A 23,216-nucleotide genomic window follows, 5' to 3' on the forward strand; every position below is an offset into this window, starting at 1 on the left:
ATACGACAGGAGGGGGAGCCATGCCCGGGAACCACCGCGCGGGCCTGCCGGACGAAGCCTTCTTCACGCCGGGGACCTCGTCGTTCACCGAGTTCCTGACCGCTCACCGCCCCGGGCTGCTGCCCACCGCGCCCGCCCTGCCGGCCGGTGTCCAGGCGGCGCCCGGCCGGTTCCCGCACGGCACCACCGTGCTCGCGCTGACCTACCGCGACGGCGTGCTGATCGCCGGCGACCGGCGCGCCACCATGGGCAACCTCATCGCCCAGCGCGACCTGGAGAAGGTGCATCCGGCCGACGAGCACACGGCCGTCGCGTTCGCCGGCACCGTCGGCCTCGCCCTGGACATGGTGCGGCTCTACCAGGTCGAGCTGACCCACTTCGAGAAGGTCGAGGGCATCCCGATGACCCTCGGCGCCAAGGCGACCCGCCTCGCGGCCATGATCCGGCAGAACCTCGCCCAGGCCATGCGGGGGCTCGCCGTCGTCCCGCTGCTGGTCGGCTACGACCTCACCGCCCCCGGTGGCGGACGCGGCCGGATCTTCGCCTTCGACGCGGCCGGCGGGCTGTACGAGAAGCGCCACTTCCACGCCGAGGGCAGCGGCTCCCCGTACGCCCGGGGCGCCCTGAAGAAGCTGTTCCGGCCGGGCCTGACCCGCCGCGAGGCCGCCCTCGCCGCGCTCCAGGCGCTCTACGACGCGGCGGACGACGACTCCGCCACCGGCGGCCCCGACCTGCACCGCCGTATCTTCCCCGTCGTCTCGGTCATCACCGAGGACGGCTACGAACGGCTGCCCGCCGCGGAGACGGAGGAACTCGCCCGCGACATGATCCGCCGGCGCGCCGCCCGCCCGGACGGCCCGCACGCCGCACCGGACTGAGCGGGGCGGGGCGGCTTTCCCTGACCATGGGGCAGGCCTGCCCCGCTCTTTACTGCACAGGGGTTGCAGGTACTGAGAAATGGCATGAGGGTGGATCGGGTGCAGTACCGGGGGAAACTCCTCGCTGCCTGACGGCCGTCCCTGATCCCGCTCCGCCCCCTCCCCGCTCGGGCCGGGCCCGCCCCGGCCCCGGCACCGCGTCCGCGGCTCCCGACGCGGCAGGAGCGGATCAGGGGCGGCGACGTCGGCGGCCGGCGCACTCATGACCGGTGTGATTAAGGCTCCGGCCGGGGGAAACGCGGACCAGGACGGTCCATGAACCCCCAGGAGGCGACCATGAGCGACCAGCAGTCCGAGCAGACCCCGATGGCGGACGACGCCTACCAGCCGACCGGCGGCAACGAGGAACAGGAGGACGCCGGACCGCTGGACCTGCAGGACGCGGTCGGCGAACGCACCTACGACGACATGCTCGACGAGGGCTACTCCCCGCCCGAGCGTCCGCTGGGCGTCACCAAGCACGGCACCACCGCCGCCGAGCAGCACGAGGGAGAGACCCTGGACGAACGGCTCGGCCAGGAGGTCCCGGACGTCTCCGCGCCGCCCGGCGACGAGATCGGTGACCTGCCCGGCGGCGAGGGCGAACCACTCGACCCCGAGGCCGGCACCGCCCGCGCGGGCCGCCTGGTCGCCCCCGACGAGGGCAGCCACACCGACACCACCAAGGAGGAGGTCGCCCGGGACGTCGGCATCGACGGGGGCGCGGCGGGCGCCGAGGAGGCGGCGGTCCACGTGGTGGAGGAGGAGCCCTGAGCCCGCCCCGGCCGCTTCAGAGGGTCAGGTCCTCGCCCAAGGCCGGGGTGAGGACCTCGTACGGCTCCCCGGCCGCCGCGTCGAGGAAACGGGAGAGCTCGTCGGGCTCGGTGTGGTAGACGCCGTCGACGTGGAAGCCGTCGTAGTGGACGGGCAGGACGGCCTTCGCCCCGAGCAGCCGTGCGGCCACGGCCGCCTGCCGGGCGTCGAGCGCGCCGGGGTAGGGGCTCGGCGGCAGGCAGTGCGGAAAGCACAGGGCGGGCCCGTTGACGGGGGTGAGTACGGCGTCGAACGGGCCGTACCGGTGGGCGGCGCGCCACCAGTAGCCGTGGAACATGCTGTCGCCCAGATGGATCACACGCTTGCCGCCGGCCTCGACCGCCCAGGAGACCTGGGGGTCGCCGATCCCGTCGACGGCGGGCACGGCGGCGATGGTGAACGGCCCGATGGTGACGGTCTCCCAGGGGGCCACCGTCCGTCGGGGCAGCCGCCGGGCGGTGAGTTCGCCGTCGGCCTTGAGCAGCCACAGGTTCTCGTGGTCGTCGCCGCCGAACGACCCGGGGTGCAGGACCGGCGCGCCGGGCCGCAGGGCGCGGGCCAGGGCGGCGGCGTCCGTGTGGTCCCGGTGCAGGTGCGTGCAGAGCCCGGCGAGCACGTCGCCCTCCGTGTGCGGGCGGACGACCTTCGGCAGGGGTGCCGAGAGCCCGCTTCCCTCCAGCACCCCCTCGGGCTCGCCCAGCAGGTCGACGACCAGGCTCTCGCCCCCCGCCTCGAGCTCCACACCGGCCCAGCCCAGCCATCGGACACGCATGACCCCACCCCTTATTTGGCGAACGATCGGTTGCCAAAAATTAGCACACGGTCGTTCGCCAAAATGAGCGTGCACCGGAACGGCGGCTCACGGAACGGAAACGGCGGCCCCCCGGGCACGGTGGAACGGAAACGGCGGTCCCCCGGGCACGGGCGTACGGCGCGACGGTGGTGCGCCGAACGGCGCGGGCCGGGCGCCGCTCGCGCCCGGCCCGCCGGCCTGATCCTCCCGTCCTCTCGCGTCGGGACCCCGGACCGCCCTAGGGCAGCAGCCTCTCGACGGCCGCCGGGCCCTCCGACTCCATCTTGCGCCGCGCCCAGTCGAGGGTCTCGGGGGTGACGTCCCGGCCCGACGCCATCACCAGGTCCTCAGGGCTGACGTTCCCGGCGGGCGCGGAGTGGAGCAGGGCGTCCGGGGTGTGGACGTCGTCCGACGCGCGGGACTCTTCGGGTGTGGATGCCGACATGATGCCTCCTCCTCGGTCCGGATGACCGCATCCGTGCCGGTGCCTCCGAACGGGGCACCCTCTCACCATTGCCCGCCCCGGCCCACCCTGCATCCGGAAGGCGCCGGGAACGGGTGCGGAGCGCGTTCCCGCGCCACGGCGAACCAGTCCCTCCTAAGCTGGAAAACATCCCGTTCGCGGAGAAACACCCCGCGAACGGGAGACATCCGCGAACGGAGAGAACGCCCGCAGCCGGCCGGAATCCGCAAGCGGACACCACACCCCGCACCGCTCACCGGGAGGCCGCCGATGGCCGCGACGCCGTTCGCCGAGGACGCCCCCAGGCCCCGCCCCCGCTACCTGCCCATCGCCGACCACGGCCTCATCGGCGACCTGCGCAGCGTGGCCCTGGTCGGCACCGACGGCACCATCGACTGGTACTGCTGCCCCTCCTTCGACTCCCCGAGCGTCTTCGCGGCGATCCTCGACGCCGAGCGCGGCGGACGCTACGAGCTGGCCGCCGCCGTCCCCGCGCGCACCAAACAGTTCTACTTCCCCGACACCAACGTGCTGATCACCCGGTTCTTCACCGACGAGGGCGTCGGCGAGGTGCAGGACTTCATGCCCGTCGGCTGCGACGAGTCGCGCGAGGTGAGCCGGCACCGGCTGATCCGGCGCGTGGTGTGCGTGCGCGGCACCGTCCCCTTCCGGGCCCTGATCGCGCCGCGCTTCGACTACGGCGCCGCCCCGCACGCCCTGCGCACCGCGGACGGCATGGTCTTCTTCGAGTCCCCGGCCCTGTCCCTGGCGCTCACCTCGACCGTCACCGTGGAGACCGACGGCCGGGACGCCCGGGCCGAGTTCAAGCTGACCGAGGGCGAGACGGCGGTGTTCGCCCTCGACCAGCTCGGCGCCCGGGTGCCGCCCCGCACCTGCGCCCACGCCGAGGCGGAGCACGAGTTCAACGCCACCGTCGCCTACTGGCGCCGCTGGCTGCACCAGTCCCGCTACCGGGGCCGCTGGCGCGAGATGGTGCACCGCTCGGCCCTCACCCTGAAGCTGCTCACCTACGCCCCCACCGGGGCCATCGTCGCCGCGCCCACCACCAGCCTGCCCGAGCAGCTCGGCGGCGAGCGCAACTGGGACTACCGCTATGTGTGGGTCCGCGACGCCGCCTTCGCCGTCTACGCGCTGCTCAGGCTCGGCTTCAGCGGCGAGGCCGAGGCCTTCATGAAGTTCCTGACCACGCACATCAGCCCCGGCGACGGCGCCGCCTCGGGGCCGCTGCAGATCATGTACGGCATCGACGGCCGCGCCGACCTGCCCGAACGCGAGCTGCCCCATCTGGAAGGGCACCTCGGCTCCGCGCCGGTCCGGGTCGGCAACGCCGCCGCCGACCAGCTCCAGCTGGACATCTACGGCGCGCTGATCGACTCCGTCTACCTCTACGACAAGTGGGCGCAGCCCATCTCCAGCGGGCAGTGGGACGACCTGTGCCACCTGGTCGACTGGCTGTGCGAGCACTGGGACCAGCCCGACGAGGGCGTCTGGGAGACCCGCGGCGGACGCAAGAACTTCCTGTACTCCCGGCTGATGTGCTGGGTCGCCATCGAGCGGGCCATCCGGCTGGCCAACCACCGCGGGCTGCCCGCCGACCACCGCCGCTGGCGCCAGGCCCGGGACGCCGTCTACCGGCGGATCATGGACCGCGGCTGGTCGGCGCGGCGGGGCGCGTTCGTCCAGTACGAGGGCGCCGACGTCCTCGACGCCTCGGTGCTGATGATGCCCCTCGCCAAGTTCATCGCCCCCACCGACCCCAAGTGGCTGTCCACCCTGGACGCCCTCACCGAGGACCTCGTCTCCGACTCCCTCGTCTACCGCTACGACCCGAAGGTCAGCCCCGACGGCCTGCGCGGCGACGAAGGCACCTTCTCCATCTGCTCGTTCTGGTACGTCGAGGCACTGGTGCGGGCCGGCCGGGTCGACGAGGCGCGGCTGGCCTTCGAGAAGATGCTCACCTACGCCAACCATCTCGGCCTGTACGCCGAGGAGATCGGCCGCACCGGCGAGCAACAGGGCAACTTCCCGCAGGCGTTCACCCACCTCTCCCTGATCAGCGCCGCCTTCAACCTGGACCGCGCCCTCGGCTGATCCGCCCGGCACGTCCCGGACCGGCAACGGCCGTCACCGCCGTGTCACAGCCGGTCCGCGCCCCACAACCACCCCCGCCCCCGCCGGGTCCAACCACCCGACCGGCACCGACCAGCCGGCCGACGGACCATCACACACCTTCGGGGGTAAGGGACATGACCGACCACACCCGGCGCACCGCGGGCTCCGCCGCCGTAGCCGCGGCCTCCTTCCTGCTGCTGGCCTCGGCGGGCCTCCTCGCCGCCCCGGCCGCGTTCGCGGGCGTCCCCGGCGGCACCACCGCCGCCGACCGCAACAGCGACTTCGACGGCGACGGCTACACCGACCTGCTCACCGGCGTCCCCGAGGGCACCGTCGACGGCAAGGAGGGCGCCGGATACATCACCGTGCAGTACGGCGCCCCGAACGGCATCGGCAGCACCACCACCGTCCCCAAGGGGCGGGTCCAGGTCGTCAGCCAGTCCACCCCGGGCGTGCCCGGCGCCTCCGAGGCCTGGGACGACTTCGGCCAGGCCGTCGCCACCGGCGACCTCGACGGCGACGGCTACGACGACGCGGTGATCGGCGCGCCCGGCGAGGACGAGGGCACCGTCGCCGACGCGGGCCGGGTCACCGTCCTGTACGGCTCGAAGCAGGGCCTCGGCGCCGGACCGAACGCCTCGGTCACCGCCGCCCGGCCCGCCGCCGGCGCCCGCTTCGGCCTGGCGGTGGCCGCCGCCCGGTTCACCGGCGACACCGACTCCGACCAGCTCGTGGCGGTCGACCAGAACGTCGGCCTCACCGCGTTCACCTGGCACGCCGGCGTCCTGCGCCGGGTCGCCGCCCCGCACTCCACGGGCCACCGCCTCCAGCCCGGCCACGTCACCACCGGCGACTACGACCGCGACGGCTTCGCCGACCTGGTCGTCTCCGGCTACAGCCCCGACGACGACTACACCAAGGGCTGGTCGGCGTACTACGCGGGCGGCCCCGAGGGCCTCGCCCACCGGCGGGACCTGCACGGCGGCCTCGGCTCCGCCTCCGGCGACATCGACCACGACGGCTACGACGACCTCGTCCTCGGCCAGCTCAGTGCCGCCGACGAGGCCACCGGCGACGCCGACGCGCCCGGCGGCCTGATCGGCGTCTACTACGGCGGCCCGGACGGCCCGGCCGGCACCCAGGGCCCCGGCACCGCCCCGCAGTGGTGGTCGCAGAACTCCCCTGGCGTCCCCGGCACCGCCGAACCGGGCGACGCGTGGGGCGCCGACCTGTCCGCCGCCGACGTGGACGGCGACGGCTACGCGGACGTGGCGGTCGGCGCCCCCGGCGAGGACGTGGGCGACACCGCCGACGCGGGCGCGGTCTGGCTGCTGCGCGGCTCCCGCACCGGACTGACCGGCGACCACGCCCGCTCCTTCGACCAGAACACCGCCCACGTCCCCGGCACGGCCGAGGCCGACGACGCCTGGGGCGCCCAGGTCCGCCTCGCGGACACCGACGGCGACGGCCGCGCCGAACTGCTGGCCGCCGCACCCGGCGAGAACGCCGGCGACGGCGCCGTCTGGCTGCTCCCCGCGAGCGGCACCGGGCCGCTCGCCGAGGGCTCCTGGTCCTACGGCGCGGCCGGCCTCGGCGCCCCCGCCCACGCGGCCCGCTTCGGCGCGGTGATCGACGAGTAGCGGCACCCACCCGATCGGCCGGTGTGTGCGCAGGTCGCACGGGTACCCGGGGTCTCCCACAGCGGAATCGACGCAAGTCCCGACCAAGGAGGAGACCCCGGATGACCAGCACCAGCGAGACCGGTGACGTCACCGGCACCCGCGACAAGGACTACAACCTCATCTGGTACGTCGAGGCGTGCCTCAGCAACGCCCTGAGGCTGGAGCAGTACATCCAGGACGCCGAGCGGGACGGGGACAAGGAAGTCGCGGAACTGTTCCGCAAGGCCCAGTCCGACAGCCGCAAGGGCGCGGAACTGGGCAAGCAGCTGCTCCGCTCCCGCCTCGACGGCGGCTGACCGCCCCTCCCGCCCGGAGCGGACGCACACCTGGGACGGCCGCGAGCCGCACTCACGGCAGCGGCTGTTCCGCCCAGATGACCTTGCCGTGGGGGGTGTAGCGGGTGCCCCAGCGCTCGGCCAGCTGGGCCACCAGGAACAGGCCCCGGCCGCCCTCGTCGGTGCTCGCCGCGTACCGCAGATGCGGTGAGGTCGTGCTGCGGTCGGAGACCTCGCAGATCAGCGTGCGGTCCCGCAGCAGCCGTACCCCGATCGGACCACGCCCATAGCGGATGGCGTTGGTGACCAGCTCGCTCAGGACCAGCTCCGTGGTGAACGCCAGCTCCTCCAGACCCCAGTCGGCCAGCCGGCTGGACACCGAGGAGCGCACCTTGGCCACCGCCGCCGGATCGGACGGCACCTGCCACTGCGCGACCCCGTCAGCGCCCAGCACCCGGGTACGGGCCACGATCAGCGCCACGTCGTCGCTCGGCCGGGCCGGCAGCCGGTCCAGCACCGCCCGGCACGTCTCCTCCGGCGAGGCGCCCGGCGTCCGCCGCAGGGCGTCACCCAGCAGGGCGAGCCCCTCGTCGATGTCCCGTTCCCGGTCCTCCACCAGACCGTCGGTGTACAGCACCAGCCGGCTGTCCTCCGCCAGCTCCAGCTCCGCCGTCTCGAACGGCAGTCCGCCCAGGCCCAGCGGGGGACCCGCGGGCACGTCCGGGAACTCCACCGCGCCGTCCGGCCGTACCAGCGCGGGCGGCGGATGGCCGGCCCGGGCCACGGTGCACCGCCGGGACACTGGGTCGTAGATCGCGTACAGACAGGTCGCGCCCGTCACCACGGCCCCGCCCGCCGCCGCGGTCTCGTCCTGGTCGAGCCGCCCCACCAGCTCGTCCAGCAGACCGAGCAGCTCGTCCGGCGGCAGGTCGAGCGCCGAGAAGTTGTGCACGGCCGTCCGCAGCCGCCCCATCGTGGCCGCCGCGTGCAGCCCGTGCCCCACCACGTCCCCGACCACGAGCGCCACCCGGGCTCCCGACAGCGGCAGCACGTCGAACCAGTCGCCGCCGACCCCCGCCTGGGCCGGAAGGTAGCGGTAGGCGATCTCCAGGGCGCCCTGCTCGGGCAGGGAGCGCGGCAGCAGACTGCGCTGGAGGGTGATGGCCATGCTGTGCTCGCGGGTGTACCGGCGGGCGTTGTCGATGGACACCGCCGCCCGTGCCACCAGCTCCTCCGCCAGGGACACCTCCTCGGCGTCGAACGGCTGCGGCTTCTCCGCCCGCCAGAAGGTCACCAGGCCCAGCACCAGGCTGCCCGCCCGCAGCGGCACGGTGATCAGCGAGTGGATGCCGTAGTCCAGCACCTGGTCGGTGCGCTCCAGATCCTGCGCCCGCCAGCCGGGCGCCGCGCGCAGCCGCTCCACCACGACCGACTGCCCGGTGGTCAGCGCCCGGGCCTGCGGCGAGGTGGGCACGAACCGGATCCGCTCGCCGGGCGGATACAGCGGGGAGTCCTCGCGCACCCCCGCGCACGCCGTGCGGCGCAGCGCCGTGCCCGGGCGGGGCTCCTCCCCGCTCAGCACCGCGTCGAACAGGTCCACGGTGGCGAAGTCCGCGAACCGGGGCACCGCCAGAGAGGCCAGCTCCTCGGCGGTCCGGGTCACGTCCAGGCTGGTGCCGATGCCCACCCCGGCGTCGTAGAGCATGTCCAGCCGCTCCCGGGCCACCTCCGCCCGGCCCGACAGGGCCCGCAGCTCGGTGGAGTCGCGCAGCGTGGTGACGCTGCCGGCCGGCCCGCCGCGCAGATCCGTGGGCCGCTGGTTGACCGCCAGCAGGCGGTCCTTAACCAGGTGCACCTCGTCCGTGGCGACCCGCCCCGACGCCAGCAGGCCCGCCGTCTCGTCGTCCAGGCCCAGCTCCAGCACGTGCCGCCGCTCGGCGTCCGCGGGCAGGTCCAGCAGCCGGTGGGCCTCGTCGTTGGCGAGCAGCAGCCGGCCGTCGCCGCCGACGATCAGGACACCCTCGCGGACCGCGTGCAGCACCGCGTCGTGGTGCTCGTACATCCGGGTCATCTCGTACGGTCCCAGGCCGTGCGTCTGGCGCAGCAGCCGCCTGCTGACCAGGGCCGTGCCCGCGGTGGCCAGCGCCAGCGCGGCGGCGGCCGCCGCGAGCAGCAGCGGCAGCTGCCGGTCGGCGGTGCCGCCCACGTGCGCGGTGGTGATCCCGGCGGACACCAGCCCCACCACCTTGCCCGCCGGGTCCCGCACCGGCACCACGACCTGCACCAGCGGGCCGATGGTGCCGGTGATGTGCTCGGTGACCGTGCGGCCGGCCAGGGCGGGGGCGATCGTGCCGACGAACTTCTTGCCGATGCGGTCGGTCTTGGGATGGGTGTAGCGGATGCCCTGGGTGTTCATCACCACGACGAAGTCCACGCCGGTCGCCAGGCGGGCGGCCTCCGCGCGCGGCTGGAGCACGGCCGTGGGGTCGGGGGAGCGCAGGGCCTCGGCCGTGCCCGGCGCGTTGGCGAAGGTCTGCGCCACGGCCAGGGAGCGGTTGCCGGCCTCCACGTCGGTGTCGTGCCGCACCTGGAGCACCTGGGCCACCACCGCCGAGACGACCAGCAGCAGCACGATCACCACTTGCAGGAGGAACACCTGGCCGGCCACGCTGCGCCCGGTCACCGCCGACCGGAGCACCCCGGGCCGGCTGCCGCCCGGTCCGCGTGCCTGGGACGGCGGGCTGTGCGGTGCGCGGGGGTGCCCGAACGCTCGGGACGGCCGGGGAGCGGACCGGCCGGGCAGTCGCACCATGTGCCCATGTCTACACTGCCCGGCGCCATGAGGCGAGAGCGTCACCCGAGACGCCGACGGCCGACCGGAGGGCACCCGACCGGCACCGAAGGCGGCCACGACCCGAACGGGACTCCCCCGGAAGCGGTACGGCACGGGGGCGGGGACACGGTGGCGGCCCGGCCGGCTCACGGGCCGTACCGGAGGGCCGGCGGGGTCATGGCGGCGGCTCGGCCGGCTCGCAGGCCGTGGAGGAGGGCCGTGGCGGAGGCTCGGCCGAGTAGCGGAATGTACGGGGGCGCGGGCCGTGGCGGAGGCTCGTGGCGGTGGCCCGGCCGGCTCACGGGCCGCCGGGGCCATCGGCGGCCCGGCAGCCGCTCACGGCCCGTGGGCGGGCGCCGGGCGGTGGCCGTGGCGGCCCGGGACCGAGGGCGGCGCGTGGCGGGCGGCCAGCAGGAGGGCCACGTCGTCCGGGCGGTCGGCCGCGAGCCGGGCGGTGCCGGTGAGCCGGTCGGCGACCGCGGCCAGGGAACGCGCCCCCGTCCCGCCCCGCCGGCCCGCGGCGGCACCGGCCTTGGCGAGCGCCAGCCGCAGCGCCGCGATGCCCTCGTCGATGTCCGCGCCGGGCCGCTCCACCAGACCGTCGGTGTACAGGGCCAGGATCGCGTCCGGCACCAGCACCAGCTCCGTCACCGGGTACCGGGCGTGCGGATCCACCCCGAGGACGACACCACCGGGAACGTCCAGCACCCGGGTCCGGCCGTCCGGACAGCGCAGCAGGGGCGGCAGATGACCCGCCCGGGCGATCAGGGTCCGGCCGGTGGCGGGGTCCAGCCGCAGACAGCAGCAACTGGCGAACTGCCCCGGGTCCAGGTCGATCAGCAGATGATTGGTGCCGCTGAGCACCTCGTCCGGCGGCCGGTCGCCCAGCGCGAACGCCCGCACGGCACTGCGCAACTGGCCCATGGTGGCCGCCGCCTGCACCCCGTGCCCCTGCACATCACCGATGACCAGCGCGAGCCCGTCCCCGGACTCCACCACGTCGTACCAGTCCCCGCCCACGTCCATGCCCTGCGTCCCCGGCAGATAGCGGCCCGCGGTCTCCACCCCGGGGTGCGCCGACAGCCGGCGCGGCAGCAGCGCCTCCTGGAGCCCGCGGGCGAGGGCCGCCTCGCTGTCATAGCGGCGGGCCCGCTCCATCGCGTGCGCGATCAGCCCGGCGAGCGCGGTGAGCACCGTACGCTCCTGCGCGCTGAACCCGCGCGGCCGGTCGAAGCCGAGGATGCAGGAACCCACCGGCCGCCCCGAGGCGATCAGCGGCAGGAAGGCGCGCGCCCCCACCTCCGCGTCGAGGGCGAGCCCCGGATAGGCCGCCCCGAGTTGCGCCATGGACTCGAAGAACAGCGGCCGGCCGGTGGTCAGGGTCTCCACCCCGGGGATCCGCGTGTCCAGGCCGACGCCCTCGAACGGGTCGAGGAACCCTCGCGGGAACCCGGTCTCCCAGGCCAGGTGGAGCCGCCGCTCCTGGAGCAGGTAGATGGCCAGCCGCCGGCCGCCGAACGCGGGCAGCAGCTCCCGCACGACCACCGCCGACACCTGCCGGGCGGTCACCGCGTCGGTCAGCGCGATGGCGAGCGCGATCGGCCGGTACAGCGGTGCCATCGAGCGGTCGTCCGGCTCCGCCCCCTGGTCCGGGTGTGCCCCGGGCGCCGGACCGGTCGCCGGGTCCATGCGGCTGGCCGGGACGAGCGTGCAGGTCAGCAGGTCCGTACCGGGGTGCACCGATACGGCCAGCCAGTCACCCGCGCCGGGTCCGTCCTGGTCGCCGGCCGGCCGCCGCGCGTGGAAGCACACGGGCTCCGGGGCCAGCAGGGCGGCGCGCAGATGGTCGTCGTACGGCGGTCCGGTCAGCCACGGCAGCGCGTCCCACAGCGCCCGCCCGAGCAGCCACTCCCGGGACCGGCCCACGAGCCGGGCCGCCGCCGGGTTGGCGTACACGATCAGCCCCAGCCGGTCCAGGCAGAGCACGCCCTGCGGCAGCGGGTCGGCCGCTTCCTCGGCGAACGCGGCCGGACCGGCGTCGACCACCACCCCGGTGACGGCCGGGGCGTCCGCCGCCCACAGGTCCAGCAGCCGTGGTGTGCCGTCCCGCGCCCGCAGGCTCAGCGGCGCGGCCGGCGGTCTCCCGGCCGCGGTGTCGCGCAGCGCGGCCAGGATCCGGTGCGCCTCGGCCGGCGCCAGGGCGTCGGCGAGCGCGTCGGCCGTCCCCGCGAGCGCGCCGGGGTCCCGGCCGAGCAGGGCGTGCAGCCGGTCGTCCGCGCGCACCAGGGAGGTCGCCGGATCCCAGCTGAAGCGCCCCACGGCGGGCCGCGCGGTACGGCCCGGGGGCGGCCGTACGCACACCGGTGCCTCGTCCCAGCGGACCGCGTCCTCGTCCCCGCCGGCCAGGCCGAGCAGCTCGGCGCCCAGGCCCTCGGCCAGCCGCACCAGCAGCCCCCGGTCGAAGAGTTCGTCCCCGGTGTCCGGCGATGCCGGGCACAGCACCGTCAGCACCCCGAGCGGCCGCGTCCCGCCCGGCACCGGCACATGCGCCGACCCGAGGGGGAAGGGCAGACCGGCGGCGAACTGCGGGTACCGGCGCATGGTCTCCGTGGCGTTCGACAGGACCACCGGGCCGCCCAGCCGGTAGGCGTCGGCGACCGGGAAGGGACGGTCGGCGTGCAGCCGCCACCAGGCGCGGAACAGCGGACCGGGCAGTCCCGCCAGCACCGCCAGGCGCAGCACGTCCGGGGTGCCCGACCGCAGGTACACGCCCGCCGCCCGGCCGCCGGCCGTGCCGAGGACGGCCGCCGAGGCATCGGCCAGCAGCGCGGCCAGCCGGTCCCGCGTACGCGCCGCCCGCTCGCCGCTCCCAGCCATCGGCACCACCTCGTCCCGTGTGCCCGCGCTGGATGACACAGCAAGAATGCGCCACGGGGGGCGGGGAACGCACCCGGACGGCCCGTACGCCCTGCGGTGCCGTCGGCGGCGGCCGTCGGAGCTCGGGCGTCAGAGCTCGGGTGTCCGGCGCGGCAGCGGCAGGCTGCGCAGGGCGAGGAGCAGGACGCCGATGTCGTCCAGGTACACCGGGTCGGGCAGCAGGTCGGTGGGCAGCAGCAGATAGGCGACCGCGCCCCAGAACACCCACCGCGGGCCCGTCGGCAGCCCCGCCCGCCGCAGCGTGCGCCGGGCCCGCACCAGCCGCACCAGCAGGGCCACGGCGGCGGCGAGCAGCACCGCCGCCACGCAGGCCGCGATCAGCAGCAGGGTGGTGGTCGTGTCCATCGGGGCTCCTTGTAAGGGCTGTCCCGGAGGGTCAGGAAGGCTTCCCGTCCTCCGGCGCCGGCGGGTCGGCCGGTGCGGCGGTGTCGTCGGCCGCGCCGGACGGGGCGTCCTGCGCGGGTTCCGGCTGCGGGCGTCCCCACACGGGCAGTTTCAGCCGTTCGAACGTCCGCGTCAGCTGGTGCAGCGGACCCGGCGCGCGGGCACCGGACCGCTGCTGCGGCAGGGCGGGCGGGGGCACGTCCCGGTAGGCGGCCAGGGCCTCCAGCGCCTGCTCGGCGGCCTGCTTGTACAGGTCCCGGGACTTCGTCATGGCATCCAGCGCGTCGGCGTACATCGCGACCAGCCGCCGCTCGCGCTCCAGCTGCTCCTCGAGGGTCATCAGGGTCCAGTTCTCGCGCAGGTCCGTCAGCGCGTCGGCGGCGTCCTGGGACAGGGGGCGCGGCAGGGCGACGAAGTGCCGTAGCGCGGCGACGAGTCCGGCCGGCTCCGAGCCGTCCAGGAAGACGTTGCGCACGCTGTGTTCCCGGCCGTCGTAGTCCTTCGGCGCCGGGTCCGGCGGCAGCAGTACCGCGCCGCCGCGCGGCACCTCGACGCCCAGGTCCTTCAGCGCCCAGTTGACCCCGCGGAACTGCTGCGGCGTGGCCCGGTGCTCGATCACGCGGTGCCGCAGACCGGGCGGGAGCAGTGCCGTCAGCGGCAGCCGGCCCCGCTCGTCCGGTGTCATCGCCTCGTGCACGACGACGTGGACGCACCACGCCTCCCGGGCCGCGTCCCGCAGCCGGCGACGCATCTCCCTGTCGTCCTCGGGCAGCGGGTTGACGTGCCGGAAGCGCAGACCGGGGACGGAGGGGTGGTGGTCCCAGGAGCCGTCGTCGTCGCCGGAGCCGCCGTCGGGCCAGAACAGGGTCGCGGGCGAGGGCCAGGCGTCGTCCCACGGCCGCTCCGCCTCCGCGACCAGCCGCCACTCCCGCCCCTGCGGCCGGCCCTGCGGCGGCAGGAGGGTCAGCCGGGCCCGCACGGTCACCGCGCCGCCGGCCCGCCAGCGGGCCTCGAAGACCCGCCGGCCGGTATCCCCGGTCGCGGGCGGTTCGGCGAAGTCGTCGATGTCCCCGCTCTCCTTGTGCCGGCGCAGGGTGCGGCGGACGACGTCCTCGGGGGCGGGACCGGTGTGGCGGCCCCGCACGGCCCAGAGGGTCTGCGGGACGGTGGCGTGGTCGGCGGCGGAGTTCGACATGAGCCAATCTGCTGATGGGGGCGGGTGCGCCTCCCAGTATCACCGCTCGGCGGCGCGACGCGGGCGCGGGGGCCGAACCCCGCGCGTCGCCCGGGAGCACCCCCGGCGCACCGGCACGCGACCGCACGCCCGGATGCGGGACGGCGTACGCCCGCACCGCCGTACGGAGCACCGGTACGCCCATACGGGCCGCGACCTCGCACGGCGCTAGTGCGACTCCGCTGGGGGCAGACGCTGTTCGGTGAGGAACGCGTGGGCGGCGGTCACGAGGGTGACGTGGTGGTGCCGGCCCGTGCGGCCGAGGCGGCGGCCCGGACGGGACGCTCGAGGGCCCTGCCGGCCGGGCGGACGCGCACGGCGGCGAAGCGGGACCGTAACCGGCCGCGCGCCCTGCCGCCTGGGAAGCCGATTCTCGGCCAGGGCGACGTGGTCGGCGCGGGGCGCGGGCTGGACGGTGGTGGTCCGCAAGGGCGTGTAACGCTGTGGCGCAGGCGTCCGGCGGCAGCGACCCCCATCGCGGTGGCGCTGCCACGGGGGGCCGTCCGGTGGCTGACAAAACGCTGTTGTCGACGCCGGTGAGCGGCCGTGACCATCGAGTGACATCCACCGAGCGACCGGGAGGTCACGCCATGACGATCACGGCCGAACAGCCCGTCCCCTATCCGTTCAACGAGCCCGAAGGACTGAGCCTGGCGGACGCGTACCAGGCGGCGCTGGAGGAACCGGGCCTGATACGCGTGCGTCTGGCGTACGGGGAGCCCGCCTGGCTGGCCACCCGGTATGCCGACGCGCGCCTGGTTCTGGGCGACCGCCGCTTCAGCAGGGCGGAGGCGCTACGGCACGACGCACCACGTCATTCGGAGGGCAGCCAGGACAGCGGCATCCTCAGCATGGACCCGCCCGGGCACACGCGGCTGCGCAGGCTGGTGGCGAAGGCGTTCACCGTGCACCAAGTGGAGAAACTGCGTCCGGCGGTCCGGGATCTGGCGCACCGGCTGCTCGACGGGATGGAGGCCATGGGGCAGCCCGCCGACCTCGTGGAACACTACGCGCTGCCGATCCCGGTCGCCGTCATCTGCCGCATGCTGGGAGTACCGGAGGAGGACCACCCCAGGTTTCGGGCCTGGAGCGACGCGGCGCTCTCCACCAGCTCCCTGACGGCTGCGGAGTTCGAACGCAACAGGCGGGAACTGCGGGCCTACATGACCGGACTGGTGGCGGACCACCGGCGCAACCCGCGGCCCGACCTGATGACGGGCCTGATCGAGGCGCGTGACACCGGTGACCGGCTGAGCGAGGGGGAACTGGTCGATCTGTGCGACGCCATCCTCCTCGCCGGTCACGAGTCGACGGCCACACAGATCGCCAACTTCGTGCACACGCTGCTCGACCACCCCGAGCAGATGGAGATACTCCGCAAGAGCCCCGAGCTGCTGCACGGCGCGGTCGAGGAACTCATGCGCTTCGTGCCCCTGAGCAGCGGCGCGAACTTCCCCAGGTACGCCACCGAGGACGTGGAGGTCGGCGGTACCCTCGTGCGTGCCGGTGAGCCCGTCCTGGTCGCGATCGGGGCCGCCAACCGCGACGCGCTGAAGTTCGCGGACCCCGGCCGGCTCGACGTCACCCGGACCGGCGTCCAGCATCTGGGGTTCGGACACGGGGTGCACCACTGCCTCGGCGCACCGCTGGCCAGGCTGGAGCTTCAGGAGGCTCTGGGAGCCCTGCTCGAACGCTTCCCCGGTCTGCGTCTCGCGGACGACGTGCGGTGGAAGGACCAGATGCTGGTCCGTGGTCCGCGCGAGATGCCGGTCGGGTGGTGAGGACGGTGCCCTGGACGACCGGGGCCGAGGACGAACGCGCGCTGGACGCCGCGGACTCCTGCCCCGCGACGGCGATCTCAGTACGTGCCGGGCACCGGCTGATCGGGCCACGCCGGTGAGCGGTGCGTCCCGGGCTTCCCCGCCCACATACCGAGCAGTCGGGTCCTACTGGGGTCCCGGTAGCCCGGACGCCTCCCGGGCCCGTCGGCTCACCCGCCCGCCCGCCCGGGCCGGGAGCCGTTGGACGACCGCAAGGTGCGGTGCGGTCCGGACACGGCGGAGCCGTCGCGTGGGCTGTCCGGTATCGGATGTCGGGCGCGCCCCGCGCCGGCCCCGCCGCCTCTTCGTGCGGCCGGGACCTTACGCCCCGCTCTCCCGCAGCATGTCCTCGCGCTCGACGATCTTCACCCGCTCACGGCCCTGCGGCTCGCCCAGGGCGCGCTCGGCGGCGTCCAGCTTGTACCAGCCGTCCCAGGTGGTGAAGCGGACGTTCCGCTCGGCGAGGAAGGCGTCCACGGCCTCCGGCTCGGGCGCGGACGGGGTGTGCAGCCGGCCGTTGGCGAAGTCGTCCAGCAGGTTGGCCACGGTCTCGTTGGCGTCGCCCTTGGTGTGGCCGATGAGACCGACCGGGCCGCGCCGGATCCAGCCGGTGACGTACGTGGACTGCAGGTGGGTGCCGCCGTCCTCGACGACCCGGCCGCCCTCGTCCGGCACGGTCCCGGACTCCTCGTCCCAGGGCAGCTTGGGCAGCTTCTCGGAGAGGTAGCCGACCGCGCGGTAGACCGCCGTGACGTCCCAGTCCTTGAAGACGCCGGTGCCCTTGACGTTGCCGGTGCCGTCCAGGGCGGTGCGCTCGGTGCGCAGGCCGACGACCTTGCCGTCCTCGCCGAGGATCTCCGCCGGGGACTCGAAGAAGTGCAGGTACAGCTTGTGCGGACGGTCGCCGACGTCCCGGATCGCCCAGTTCTCCAGCGTCTTGGCGACCATGTCGGCCTGCTTGTTGCCGCGCCGGGTCTCGATGGAGCCCTCGTCGTAGTCGATGTCCTCGGGGTCGACGATGACCTCGATGTTGGGGGAGTGGTCCAGCTCGCGCAGCTCCATCGGGCTGAACTTCGCCTGGGCCGGGCCACGGCGGCCGAAGACGTGGATCTCCACGGCCTTGTTGGCCTTCAGGCCGTCGTAGACGTTCGGCGGGATCTCGGTCGGCAGCAGCTCGTCCGCGGTCTTGGCCAGGATGCGGGCCACGTCCAGGGCCACGTTGCCGACACCGAGCACGGCGACCTTCTCGGCTTCCAGCGGCCAGGTGCGCGGCACGTCCGGGTGGCCGTCGTACCAGGACACGAAGTCGGCGGCGCCATAGGAGCCGTCCAGGTCGATGCCGGGTATGGACAGCGCGCGGTCGGCCATCGCGCCGGTGGAGAAGATCACCGCGTCGTAGAAGGCGCGGAGGTCGTCCAGGTTGAGGTCCGTCGGGTAGTCGACGTTGCCGAAGAGGCGGATCTGCGGCTTGTCGAGCACCTGGTGCAGGGCGGTGATGATGCCCTTGATGCGCGGGTGGTCGGGCGCGACGCCGTACCGGATCAGGCCGAACGGGGCGGGCATCCGCTCGAAGAGGTCGATGGACACACCGGGGTCGGCGGCCACCTCGGATTTGAGCAGGGCGTCGGCGGCGTAGATCCCGGCGGGGCCGGCTCCGACGATGGCTACCCGCAGGGGGCGCGGCATGATCAGGTTCCCTTCGAACGTGAATGGGCGACTTGATCAGGAAGCCTAAACTAAGGCAGACCTTACCTGGTACGGGGGTCTGCTCTATGACCTCATAAGCCGTCCTTATGACTTGTCCAGGGTCGACTTATGTGCGACCCGTGCCCGCGGTCGACCGGCCGGGCCGGCCTCCGCCTGATCGCCGCGTCCCATGGCGGCCACGCGACGGCCTGGCCAACGTGCGTGCACCGTGTGAGGGTGGGGGCTTGGTGAACTCCCCGCCCGACCGGTGATCGCACAGAGGACGACCTTGGTACGCAACAGGCGCCGCAGCCCGACCCGTGCACGACGCCCGGCCCGCGCCCAGAACCGCGCGGCCCTCGCGGCGGCCGTCCTGCTGCTGGCCGGAGCCGGGCTCGTCGCCGCGCACCTGCGTTCACCGCAAGCCGCGACCCACGCCGGCCGTGTCCCCCCGGCCGGCAACGGACCCGTGGCCTCCGACTACGCGGACATCACCGCCGTACCGCCGCGGGAACCCGCCCCGCCCCCGGAGGCCGGCGCCTCGCGCGGCACCTTCACCTCCGACTGCGGAGTCAACGCGAACCGCCTGTTCAACTCCGACAACCTCATCGTCGCCCCCGGCGTCGCCAACGGCGCCCACCACGTCCACGACTACATCGGCAACCAGGCCGTCGACGCCTTCGCGAGCGACGAGGACCTGGCGGACGCCGGCACGAGCTGCGCGGACCGGCGCGACAAGTCGTCGTACTACTGGCCCGTGCTGCGCGTACGCGACGGACGGGAGCGCGACGCGGGAGTCCCGGGCGGCGGTGCGGAGGGCAACACCGGGCGGATCCTCACGCCCAAGAAGGTGACCCTGACCTTCCAGGGCAACCCGCGGGGCAAGGTCACCGCCATGCCGCGCCTGCTGCGCATCGTCACCGGCGACGCCAAGGCTTTCGTGCACGGCCCCGGCGACGCCAACGCCTCCTGGAGCTGCACCGGCTACGAGGACCGGCAGCTGACGGACAAGTACCCGCTGTGCCCGCCGGGCAGCGACGTGGTGCGCACCTTCCGGTTCCCGGGCTGCTGGGACGGCCGCGACATCGACAGCGCCAACCACCGCACCCACATGGCCTTCACGGCCGAGGACGGTTCCTGCCCGCCGGGCTTCCGGCCCGTGCCGCGGCTGGTGCAGCGCGTCGTCTACGGCGTCCGGGCGCCGAGCGTCGCGGACGGCGGCCGGACCGTCCCGCTGTTCGCGGTCGACTCCTTCCCCGAACAACTGCACAAACCCGTCACCGACCACGGCGACTTCATCAACGTCTTCGACGACGACCTGATGCGGGAGATGGTCGACTGCGTCAACTCCGGCCGGACCTGCGGGACTTCGGGCAGGTCCGGTACGACGCCGACGTCCGCGTGACCGGCCGCGGTGACGCGCGCCGGGTCGGCCCGCGCCGGCGGTCCAACCCGGGCCGGACCCTTGTGGAAGAGCTTGTGGGAGCGCTCCCAAAGGATCAGTATGGGGCCATGTCCTTCCCCGACCCGGCCCCCGTGATCCGGCCCTACCGCCCCGCCGACCGGGACGCCGTCGCCGACGTCTGCGTCCGCACCGCGCACCTCGGCGGCGACTCCCGGGCGCTCTACCCCGACCCGGACCTCATGCCGTCCCTGTTCGCCGAGCCGTACTGCCACTTCGACCCGGACCTCGCCTTCGTACTGGACGACAGCACGGGCCGGGCCGTGGGATACATCCTCGGCACCGCGGACACCGAGCGCTTCGTCGCGGACTTCCGGCGCGTCTGGATACCCCGGCTCGCCGGCCGCTACCCCGAGCCCGCCGGGCCGCCGCGCACGCCCACCGAGGAGATGATCCGGCTGCTGCACCACCCGGAGCGGATGCTGCTGCCCGAACTCGCCGCCTACCCCGCCCATCTGCACATCGACCTGCTGCCGCGTTGGCAGGGGCGAGGACACGGCCGCCGGCTGCTGCACACCTTCCTGGACGCCCTGCGCGGACAGGGCGTCCAGGCGGTCCACCTGGGCATGGTCACCGCCAACACCGCCGCCCGCGCGTTCTACGACCGGGTCGGCTTCCACCCGATCCCCGTACCGGACGCCGGGCCCCTCACCTACCTGGGCCGGGCCACGGCCAGGGACTGAGCGGGACCGGGCCTCGTGGCGGCGGCCCTCAGGAGAGCTTGAGCGTCTGCTTGGCGAGCTCGAACGCGGGCAGCATCTCCTCGTGCTCCTGGGTGTCCATGCCGCCGAGGTGCAGGACGACCGGGCCGTCGGGCGTGCCGACCGCGAAGGCGCTCTCCTTCTTGGTCTCCTCCAGGGCCTTGTTGGTCGACACGTACTCCACCTCCACGGCCGGGACGCCGCCGCCGGTCTTGAAGGAGTGGTACTCCGCCTTGCCGGCGCCCTCCTCGGCGGCGACGAAGGCGCGCAGCACACCGCCCGCGTCGGCGTCGCCGGGCTTGCCCTTCCATACCCGCAGGAAGCCGATGGTGCCGGACGGCTTGGCGTCTATCTCGCAGGCCGCGGTGACCGGCCCCTGCCGGAGCATGGCCGCGGCCAGTTCCCCGGCCAGGTCGGCGTCCTCGCCCTTGGAGAGCTGGGCCAGCTCCTTCTCGGCGTCGACGGCCTTGGGCTTCCAGTCCTTCGCCGTGTCGAAGCTGACGGGCAGTTCACAGGCCGAACCGGCCGGACCGAGGGTGGCGCCGCGGGCCGCCGTCGTGGCCTTCTTCCCCGCGTCCCCGGTAGCCGCCCCGGTGTCCCCGGTCGCCGCCCCCTTGGCGTCCGCCGACTTGCCCGCCGACGGCTTCCCGTCGTCGTCCGCCGTCCCCGCGCAGCCGCCGAGCAGCATCGCGACCACCGCCGCGACGGCCACACGGCCGCCGACTGTCCCCACCCTGACCTGCACTGTCGTCTCCCGTTCGATTAGGAGCCGCAACTCTAGCCGAGAGCACTGACAACGCCGGGCGGAACGCGGCTCACCGGCCCGCGGCCGGCCGGTCCGGGCGCCGGGCGTGCAGGAACAGGTGCGGTTCGGGCGCGGCCTCGGGCAGGTCCGGGACGAACCGGGAGCACTCCTCGGCCAGCACCGTCAGGCCGGCGCCGGTCACCAGGCCGGTGAACGCCTCCGCGCCGAAACTGGTCAGCCGTACCGGCTGTCCCATGAACACCCCCTCGGCGTCCTCCACGTCGAGGGGGACGGTGGCCAGCGCGACGAGGCCGCCGGGCCGTACCGCCCGCGCCAGCTTCGCCACGACGGCCGCCTGTTCGGCGCGTGACATCTGGAGCAGCGGGAAATACGCGCACACCGCGTCGAAGGAGCCTTCCGCGAGCGGCGTCTCACGGATGTCGGCAAGCCGGAACTCCGCCCCGGGCACCTGCCGGGCGGCCAGGTCCACCATGACCGGCGAGACGTCGAGGCCCAGCACCCGGTGCCCCGCCCCGGCCAGCGTGTGCGCGGTCGGCCGACCCGTGCCGCTGCCCACGTCCAGCACCCTGCTGCCCGGCGCCAGCCGCTCCAGCAACCAGTCCAGGGACGCCCGGTGCGCCGCGGAACCGGCGAACGCCCGCTCGTAGTCCAGCCCCAGCGCGTCGAACACCACGGCGGCCGGCGGCCGGCGGCCCTCCTCGGTCATGACGGCTCCTCTCGCCACCCCGGCGGCACGTCCCTCGCGCCGCCCGGCGCCACCCGCCGTTCGCGCCCGTTGCGGACGCCGTTCGTGCCGGCGGTGGACGCCGTTTGCGTCGGCGGCGGACGCACGGCAGGGTGCCGGGTGTGCCTACCCTGCTGATCGTCCACCACACCCCGTCACCGAACTGCCAGGCGCTGTTCGAAGCCGCCGTGTCGGGAGCCACCACGCCGGAGATCGAGGGCGTCCGCGTCGTACGCCGCGCGGCCCTCGCGGCCACCGCCTCCGACGTGCTGGAAGCCGACGGGTACCTGCTCGGCACGCCCGCCAACCTCGGCTACATGTCCGGTGCGCTCAAGCATTTCTTCGACCAGGTGTACTACCCCTGCCTGGACGGGACCAGGGGCCGCCCCTTCGGTTACTACGTCCACGGCGGCAACGACGTCACCGGTGCCGTGCGCGCCATCGAGACCGTCACGACCGGCCTCGGCTGGCGCCGGGCCGCCGACCCGGTGACCGTCACCGGCGAGCCGGGCAAGGCCGGCACCGAGGCGTGCTGGGAACTGGGTGCCACGGTCGCGGCGGGACTGATGCCCGGCGACTGAGCGGCGGCCCCGGCCCGCGCCGGACGGTGGTCCGGGGACACCGGTCCCCTCCGCGCGGCCACCGGAGTGATCCTGATGCGATTACGTGCGGTGACCGGCGTGGGCCCAAACCCGCTCAGAATTGCTCTGTTAGTCATATTTATGTGTTTATCGGAGCGCTGGTCGGGTGCGGACGAGCCGTCGGGACACGGCTTCCCGCGGTGCTGCCCCTGCTCATGGCCGTGTCGGCCGGAGCGGTGGACCGCGCCGTCGCCGACGGCGCGGGCACCCACGGGCTCGCCCTGGAGGTCACCGTCAACACCAGGCCCGGCACGGAGCCGACCCGGCCCGGCATCCGCGTCGGACACCCGTTGGTGAAGACGTACCGCCTGATCAACCGGACCGGGGCGGACCTCTACGACGTCCGGGTGAGCGACCCGGGCCTGCCCGACGCCGTCATCCGCTGCCCCGGCGGCGGCGACCGCATCCGCATGCTCCGCGGCCTCGACTCGGCGACCTGCACCGCGCGGTCCACCGCGCGCGAGGGCACCTGGATCGCGGACGTCACGGCCGTCGGCCGGGTCCCCTCCCTCGGCTACGAGTCCCGGGCGTCCGCCCGTTCCGGGTACGCGGGCGTCGGCGGGCGACTGTCGCTGACCGAGACCGTGACGACCGGCGGCGAAGTCCCCGACGGCGTCCTCCTCCTCGGCCGGGCCACCGTCTTCTACGACGTGACCAACACCGGCAACCGCACGGTGTACGACCTGCGGTTCACCGACCCGGTCCTCCAGCCTCCCGCCATCGTGTGCGCGACGGGCGACGACACCGTCCCGAGCCTCGAACCGGGCGTCACGGCACGGTGCGTGGCGACCGTCGAGCGGTTCCCGGGGGAGTACCTCAGCGAGGGGCACGTCAAGGGCACCGACCGGCTCACCACGCTCCGGCCCGACGGCTGCCCGGAGTGGCCCCCGAAGCTCAAGGCCTGGGCAACCGGCGGGTTCACGCTGTACCCGCCCCCGCCCCCGCCACCCCT

Annotated in this window: 18 protein-coding genes and 1 pseudogene; 10 read left to right on the forward strand and 9 right to left on the reverse strand. The window is 74.4% G+C overall.

The genetic code is table 11. The annotated features are described in order from the left end of the window. Positions 1-20: 20 nt before the first annotated feature. Positions 21-878 carry a proteasome subunit beta gene (prcB, locus tag IH25_RS0112670; protein WP_030607682.1) on the forward strand — a complete coding sequence of 286 codons (858 nt, stop codon included), beginning with the start codon at positions 21-23 and terminating at the stop codon, positions 876-878. 336 nt (positions 879-1,214) lie between these two features. Beyond that, positions 1,215-1,691, forward strand: coding sequence for a DUF5709 domain-containing protein (locus tag IH25_RS0112675; RefSeq protein WP_030607685.1), 477 nt, complete (start codon positions 1,215-1,217; stop codon positions 1,689-1,691). A 16-nt stretch (positions 1,692-1,707) separates the two neighbouring features. Here the strand turns inward: IH25_RS0112675 and IH25_RS0112680 are convergent, their stop codons facing one another. Further along, positions 1,708-2,502 (reverse strand): MBL fold metallo-hydrolase, encoded by a 795-nt coding sequence (locus IH25_RS0112680; protein ID WP_030607688.1) that lies wholly within the window; start codon positions 2,500-2,502, stop codon positions 1,708-1,710. 259 nt (positions 2,503-2,761) lie between these two features. Continuing rightward, on the reverse strand, positions 2,762-2,968 hold the full coding sequence (locus tag IH25_RS0112685; RefSeq protein WP_030607691.1) for a hypothetical protein: 207 nt from the start codon (positions 2,966-2,968) through the stop codon (positions 2,762-2,764). Between the two features lie 288 nt (positions 2,969-3,256). On the opposite strand from IH25_RS0112685, the gene IH25_RS0112690 reads away from it, so the two are divergent. From IH25_RS0112690 to IH25_RS0112700, 3 genes are all read left to right on the forward strand, one after another. Beyond that, complete coding sequence (locus tag IH25_RS0112690) at positions 3,257-5,098, forward strand: glycoside hydrolase family 15 protein (protein ID WP_030607694.1); 1,842 nt, start codon at positions 3,257-3,259, stop codon at positions 5,096-5,098. Between the two features lie 155 nt (positions 5,099-5,253). Next, positions 5,254-6,759, forward strand: a complete 1,506-nt coding sequence (locus tag IH25_RS0112695) for an FG-GAP repeat protein (RefSeq protein ID WP_030607697.1) — start codon at positions 5,254-5,256, stop codon at positions 6,757-6,759. Positions 6,760-6,860: 101 nt separating this feature from the next. Continuing rightward, a complete protein-coding gene (locus IH25_RS0112700; protein WP_030607700.1) occupies positions 6,861-7,097 on the forward strand; it encodes a hypothetical protein in 237 nt (78 codons plus the stop codon). 52 nt (positions 7,098-7,149) lie between these two features. On the opposite strand, the gene IH25_RS0112705 is transcribed toward IH25_RS0112700, so the two are convergent. The 4 genes from IH25_RS0112705 to IH25_RS0112720 all read right to left on the reverse strand — a co-directional run bounded on the left by IH25_RS0112705 (position 7,150) and on the right by IH25_RS0112720 (position 14,425). Further along, entirely contained in the window at positions 7,150-9,888 is a 2,739-nt protein-coding gene (locus IH25_RS0112705; protein ID WP_245172771.1) for a SpoIIE family protein phosphatase/ATP-binding protein, read from the reverse strand. A gap of 357 nt (positions 9,889-10,245) precedes the next feature. Continuing rightward, positions 10,246-12,786: a SpoIIE family protein phosphatase gene (locus tag IH25_RS0112710; protein ID WP_030607706.1), complete on the reverse strand. Its 2,541-nt coding sequence runs from the start codon at positions 12,784-12,786 to the stop codon at positions 10,246-10,248. A gap of 129 nt (positions 12,787-12,915) precedes the next feature. After that, entirely contained in the window at positions 12,916-13,191 is a 276-nt protein-coding gene (locus IH25_RS0112715) for a DUF1232 domain-containing protein (protein ID WP_030607709.1), read from the reverse strand. A 31-nt stretch (positions 13,192-13,222) separates the two neighbouring features. Then, positions 13,223-14,425, reverse strand: a complete 1,203-nt coding sequence (locus tag IH25_RS0112720) for a hypothetical protein (RefSeq protein WP_051753901.1) — start codon at positions 14,423-14,425, stop codon at positions 13,223-13,225. Positions 14,426-15,054: 629 nt separating this feature from the next. Between IH25_RS0112720 and IH25_RS0112725 the strand changes: the two genes are divergently transcribed. Further along, on the forward strand, positions 15,055-16,245 hold the full coding sequence (locus IH25_RS0112725; RefSeq protein WP_030607714.1) for a cytochrome P450: 1,191 nt from the start codon (positions 15,055-15,057) through the stop codon (positions 16,243-16,245). A gap of 360 nt (positions 16,246-16,605) precedes the next feature. Here the strand turns inward: IH25_RS0112725 and IH25_RS0112730 are convergent, their stop codons facing one another. Then, positions 16,606-17,970, reverse strand: coding sequence for an FAD-dependent oxidoreductase (locus IH25_RS0112730; protein ID WP_030607717.1), 1,365 nt, complete (start codon positions 17,968-17,970; stop codon positions 16,606-16,608). 454 nt (positions 17,971-18,424) lie between these two features. Between IH25_RS0112730 and IH25_RS0112735 the strand changes: the two are divergent. Then, positions 18,425-19,354: pseudogene (locus tag IH25_RS0112735) on the forward strand (DUF1996 domain-containing protein); the annotation flags it as partial. Positions 19,355-19,482: 128 nt separating this feature from the next. After that, positions 19,483-20,115: a GNAT family N-acetyltransferase gene (locus IH25_RS0112740; protein WP_030607723.1), complete on the forward strand. Its 633-nt coding sequence runs from the start codon at positions 19,483-19,485 to the stop codon at positions 20,113-20,115. Positions 20,116-20,143: 28 nt separating this feature from the next. Here IH25_RS0112740 and IH25_RS0112745 read toward each other — a convergent pair whose 3' ends face one another. Beyond that, on the reverse strand, positions 20,144-20,878 hold the full coding sequence (locus tag IH25_RS0112745) for a lipoprotein (protein WP_030607727.1): 735 nt from the start codon (positions 20,876-20,878) through the stop codon (positions 20,144-20,146). Positions 20,879-20,948: 70 nt separating this feature from the next. Further along, positions 20,949-21,605, reverse strand: a complete 657-nt coding sequence (locus tag IH25_RS0112750; protein WP_037654807.1) for a class I SAM-dependent methyltransferase — start codon at positions 21,603-21,605, stop codon at positions 20,949-20,951. 140 nt (positions 21,606-21,745) lie between these two features. On the opposite strand from IH25_RS0112750, the gene IH25_RS0112755 reads away from it, so the two are divergent. Continuing rightward, positions 21,746-22,204 carry a flavodoxin family protein gene (locus IH25_RS0112755; RefSeq protein ID WP_030607734.1) on the forward strand — a complete coding sequence of 153 codons (459 nt, stop codon included), beginning with the start codon at positions 21,746-21,748 and terminating at the stop codon, positions 22,202-22,204. A gap of 200 nt (positions 22,205-22,404) precedes the next feature. Beyond that, positions 22,405-23,216, forward strand: an 812-nt coding sequence (locus tag IH25_RS0112760) for a hypothetical protein (RefSeq protein ID WP_030607737.1), incomplete at its 3' end; no start/stop codon positions are given.

Origin of the sequence: Streptomyces achromogenes subsp. achromogenes, from assembly GCF_000720835.1 — a bacterium.
Taxonomy (GTDB): domain Bacteria; phylum Actinomycetota; class Actinomycetes; order Streptomycetales; family Streptomycetaceae; genus Streptomyces; species Streptomyces achromogenes.

Excerpts from the sequence above, each read along its gene's own strand:
- IH25_RS0112730 (WP_030607717.1), bottom strand. The coding sequence starts at position 17,970 with ATGCCGCGCCCCCTGCGGGTAGCCATCGTCGGAGCCGGCCCCGCCGGG.
- IH25_RS0112705 (WP_245172771.1), bottom strand. The coding sequence starts at position 9,888 with ATGGTGCGACTGCCCGGCCGGTCCGCTCCCCGGCCGTCCCGAGCGTTC.
- IH25_RS0112720 (WP_051753901.1), bottom strand. The coding sequence starts at position 14,425 with ATGTCGAACTCCGCCGCCGACCACGCCACCGTCCCGCAGACCCTCTGG.
- IH25_RS0112695 (WP_030607697.1), top strand. The coding sequence starts at position 5,254 with ATGACCGACCACACCCGGCGCACCGCGGGCTCCGCCGCCGTAGCCGCG.
- IH25_RS0112740 (WP_030607723.1), top strand. The coding sequence starts at position 19,483 with ATGTCCTTCCCCGACCCGGCCCCCGTGATCCGGCCCTACCGCCCCGCC.
- IH25_RS0112680 (WP_030607688.1), bottom strand. The coding sequence starts at position 2,502 with ATGCGTGTCCGATGGCTGGGCTGGGCCGGTGTGGAGCTCGAGGCGGGG.
- IH25_RS0112685 (WP_030607691.1), bottom strand. The coding sequence starts at position 2,968 with ATGTCGGCATCCACACCCGAAGAGTCCCGCGCGTCGGACGACGTCCAC.
- IH25_RS0112690 (WP_030607694.1), top strand. The coding sequence starts at position 3,257 with ATGGCCGCGACGCCGTTCGCCGAGGACGCCCCCAGGCCCCGCCCCCGC.
- IH25_RS0112725 (WP_030607714.1), top strand. The coding sequence starts at position 15,055 with ATGACGATCACGGCCGAACAGCCCGTCCCCTATCCGTTCAACGAGCCC.
- IH25_RS0112715 (WP_030607709.1), bottom strand. The coding sequence starts at position 13,191 with ATGGACACGACCACCACCCTGCTGCTGATCGCGGCCTGCGTGGCGGCG.
- IH25_RS0112750 (WP_037654807.1), bottom strand. The coding sequence starts at position 21,605 with ATGACCGAGGAGGGCCGCCGGCCGCCGGCCGCCGTGGTGTTCGACGCG.
- IH25_RS0112700 (WP_030607700.1), top strand. The coding sequence starts at position 6,861 with ATGACCAGCACCAGCGAGACCGGTGACGTCACCGGCACCCGCGACAAG.
- IH25_RS0112710 (WP_030607706.1), bottom strand. The coding sequence starts at position 12,786 with ATGGCTGGGAGCGGCGAGCGGGCGGCGCGTACGCGGGACCGGCTGGCC.
- IH25_RS0112675 (WP_030607685.1), top strand. The coding sequence starts at position 1,215 with ATGAGCGACCAGCAGTCCGAGCAGACCCCGATGGCGGACGACGCCTAC.
- prcB (WP_030607682.1), top strand. The coding sequence starts at position 21 with ATGCCCGGGAACCACCGCGCGGGCCTGCCGGACGAAGCCTTCTTCACG.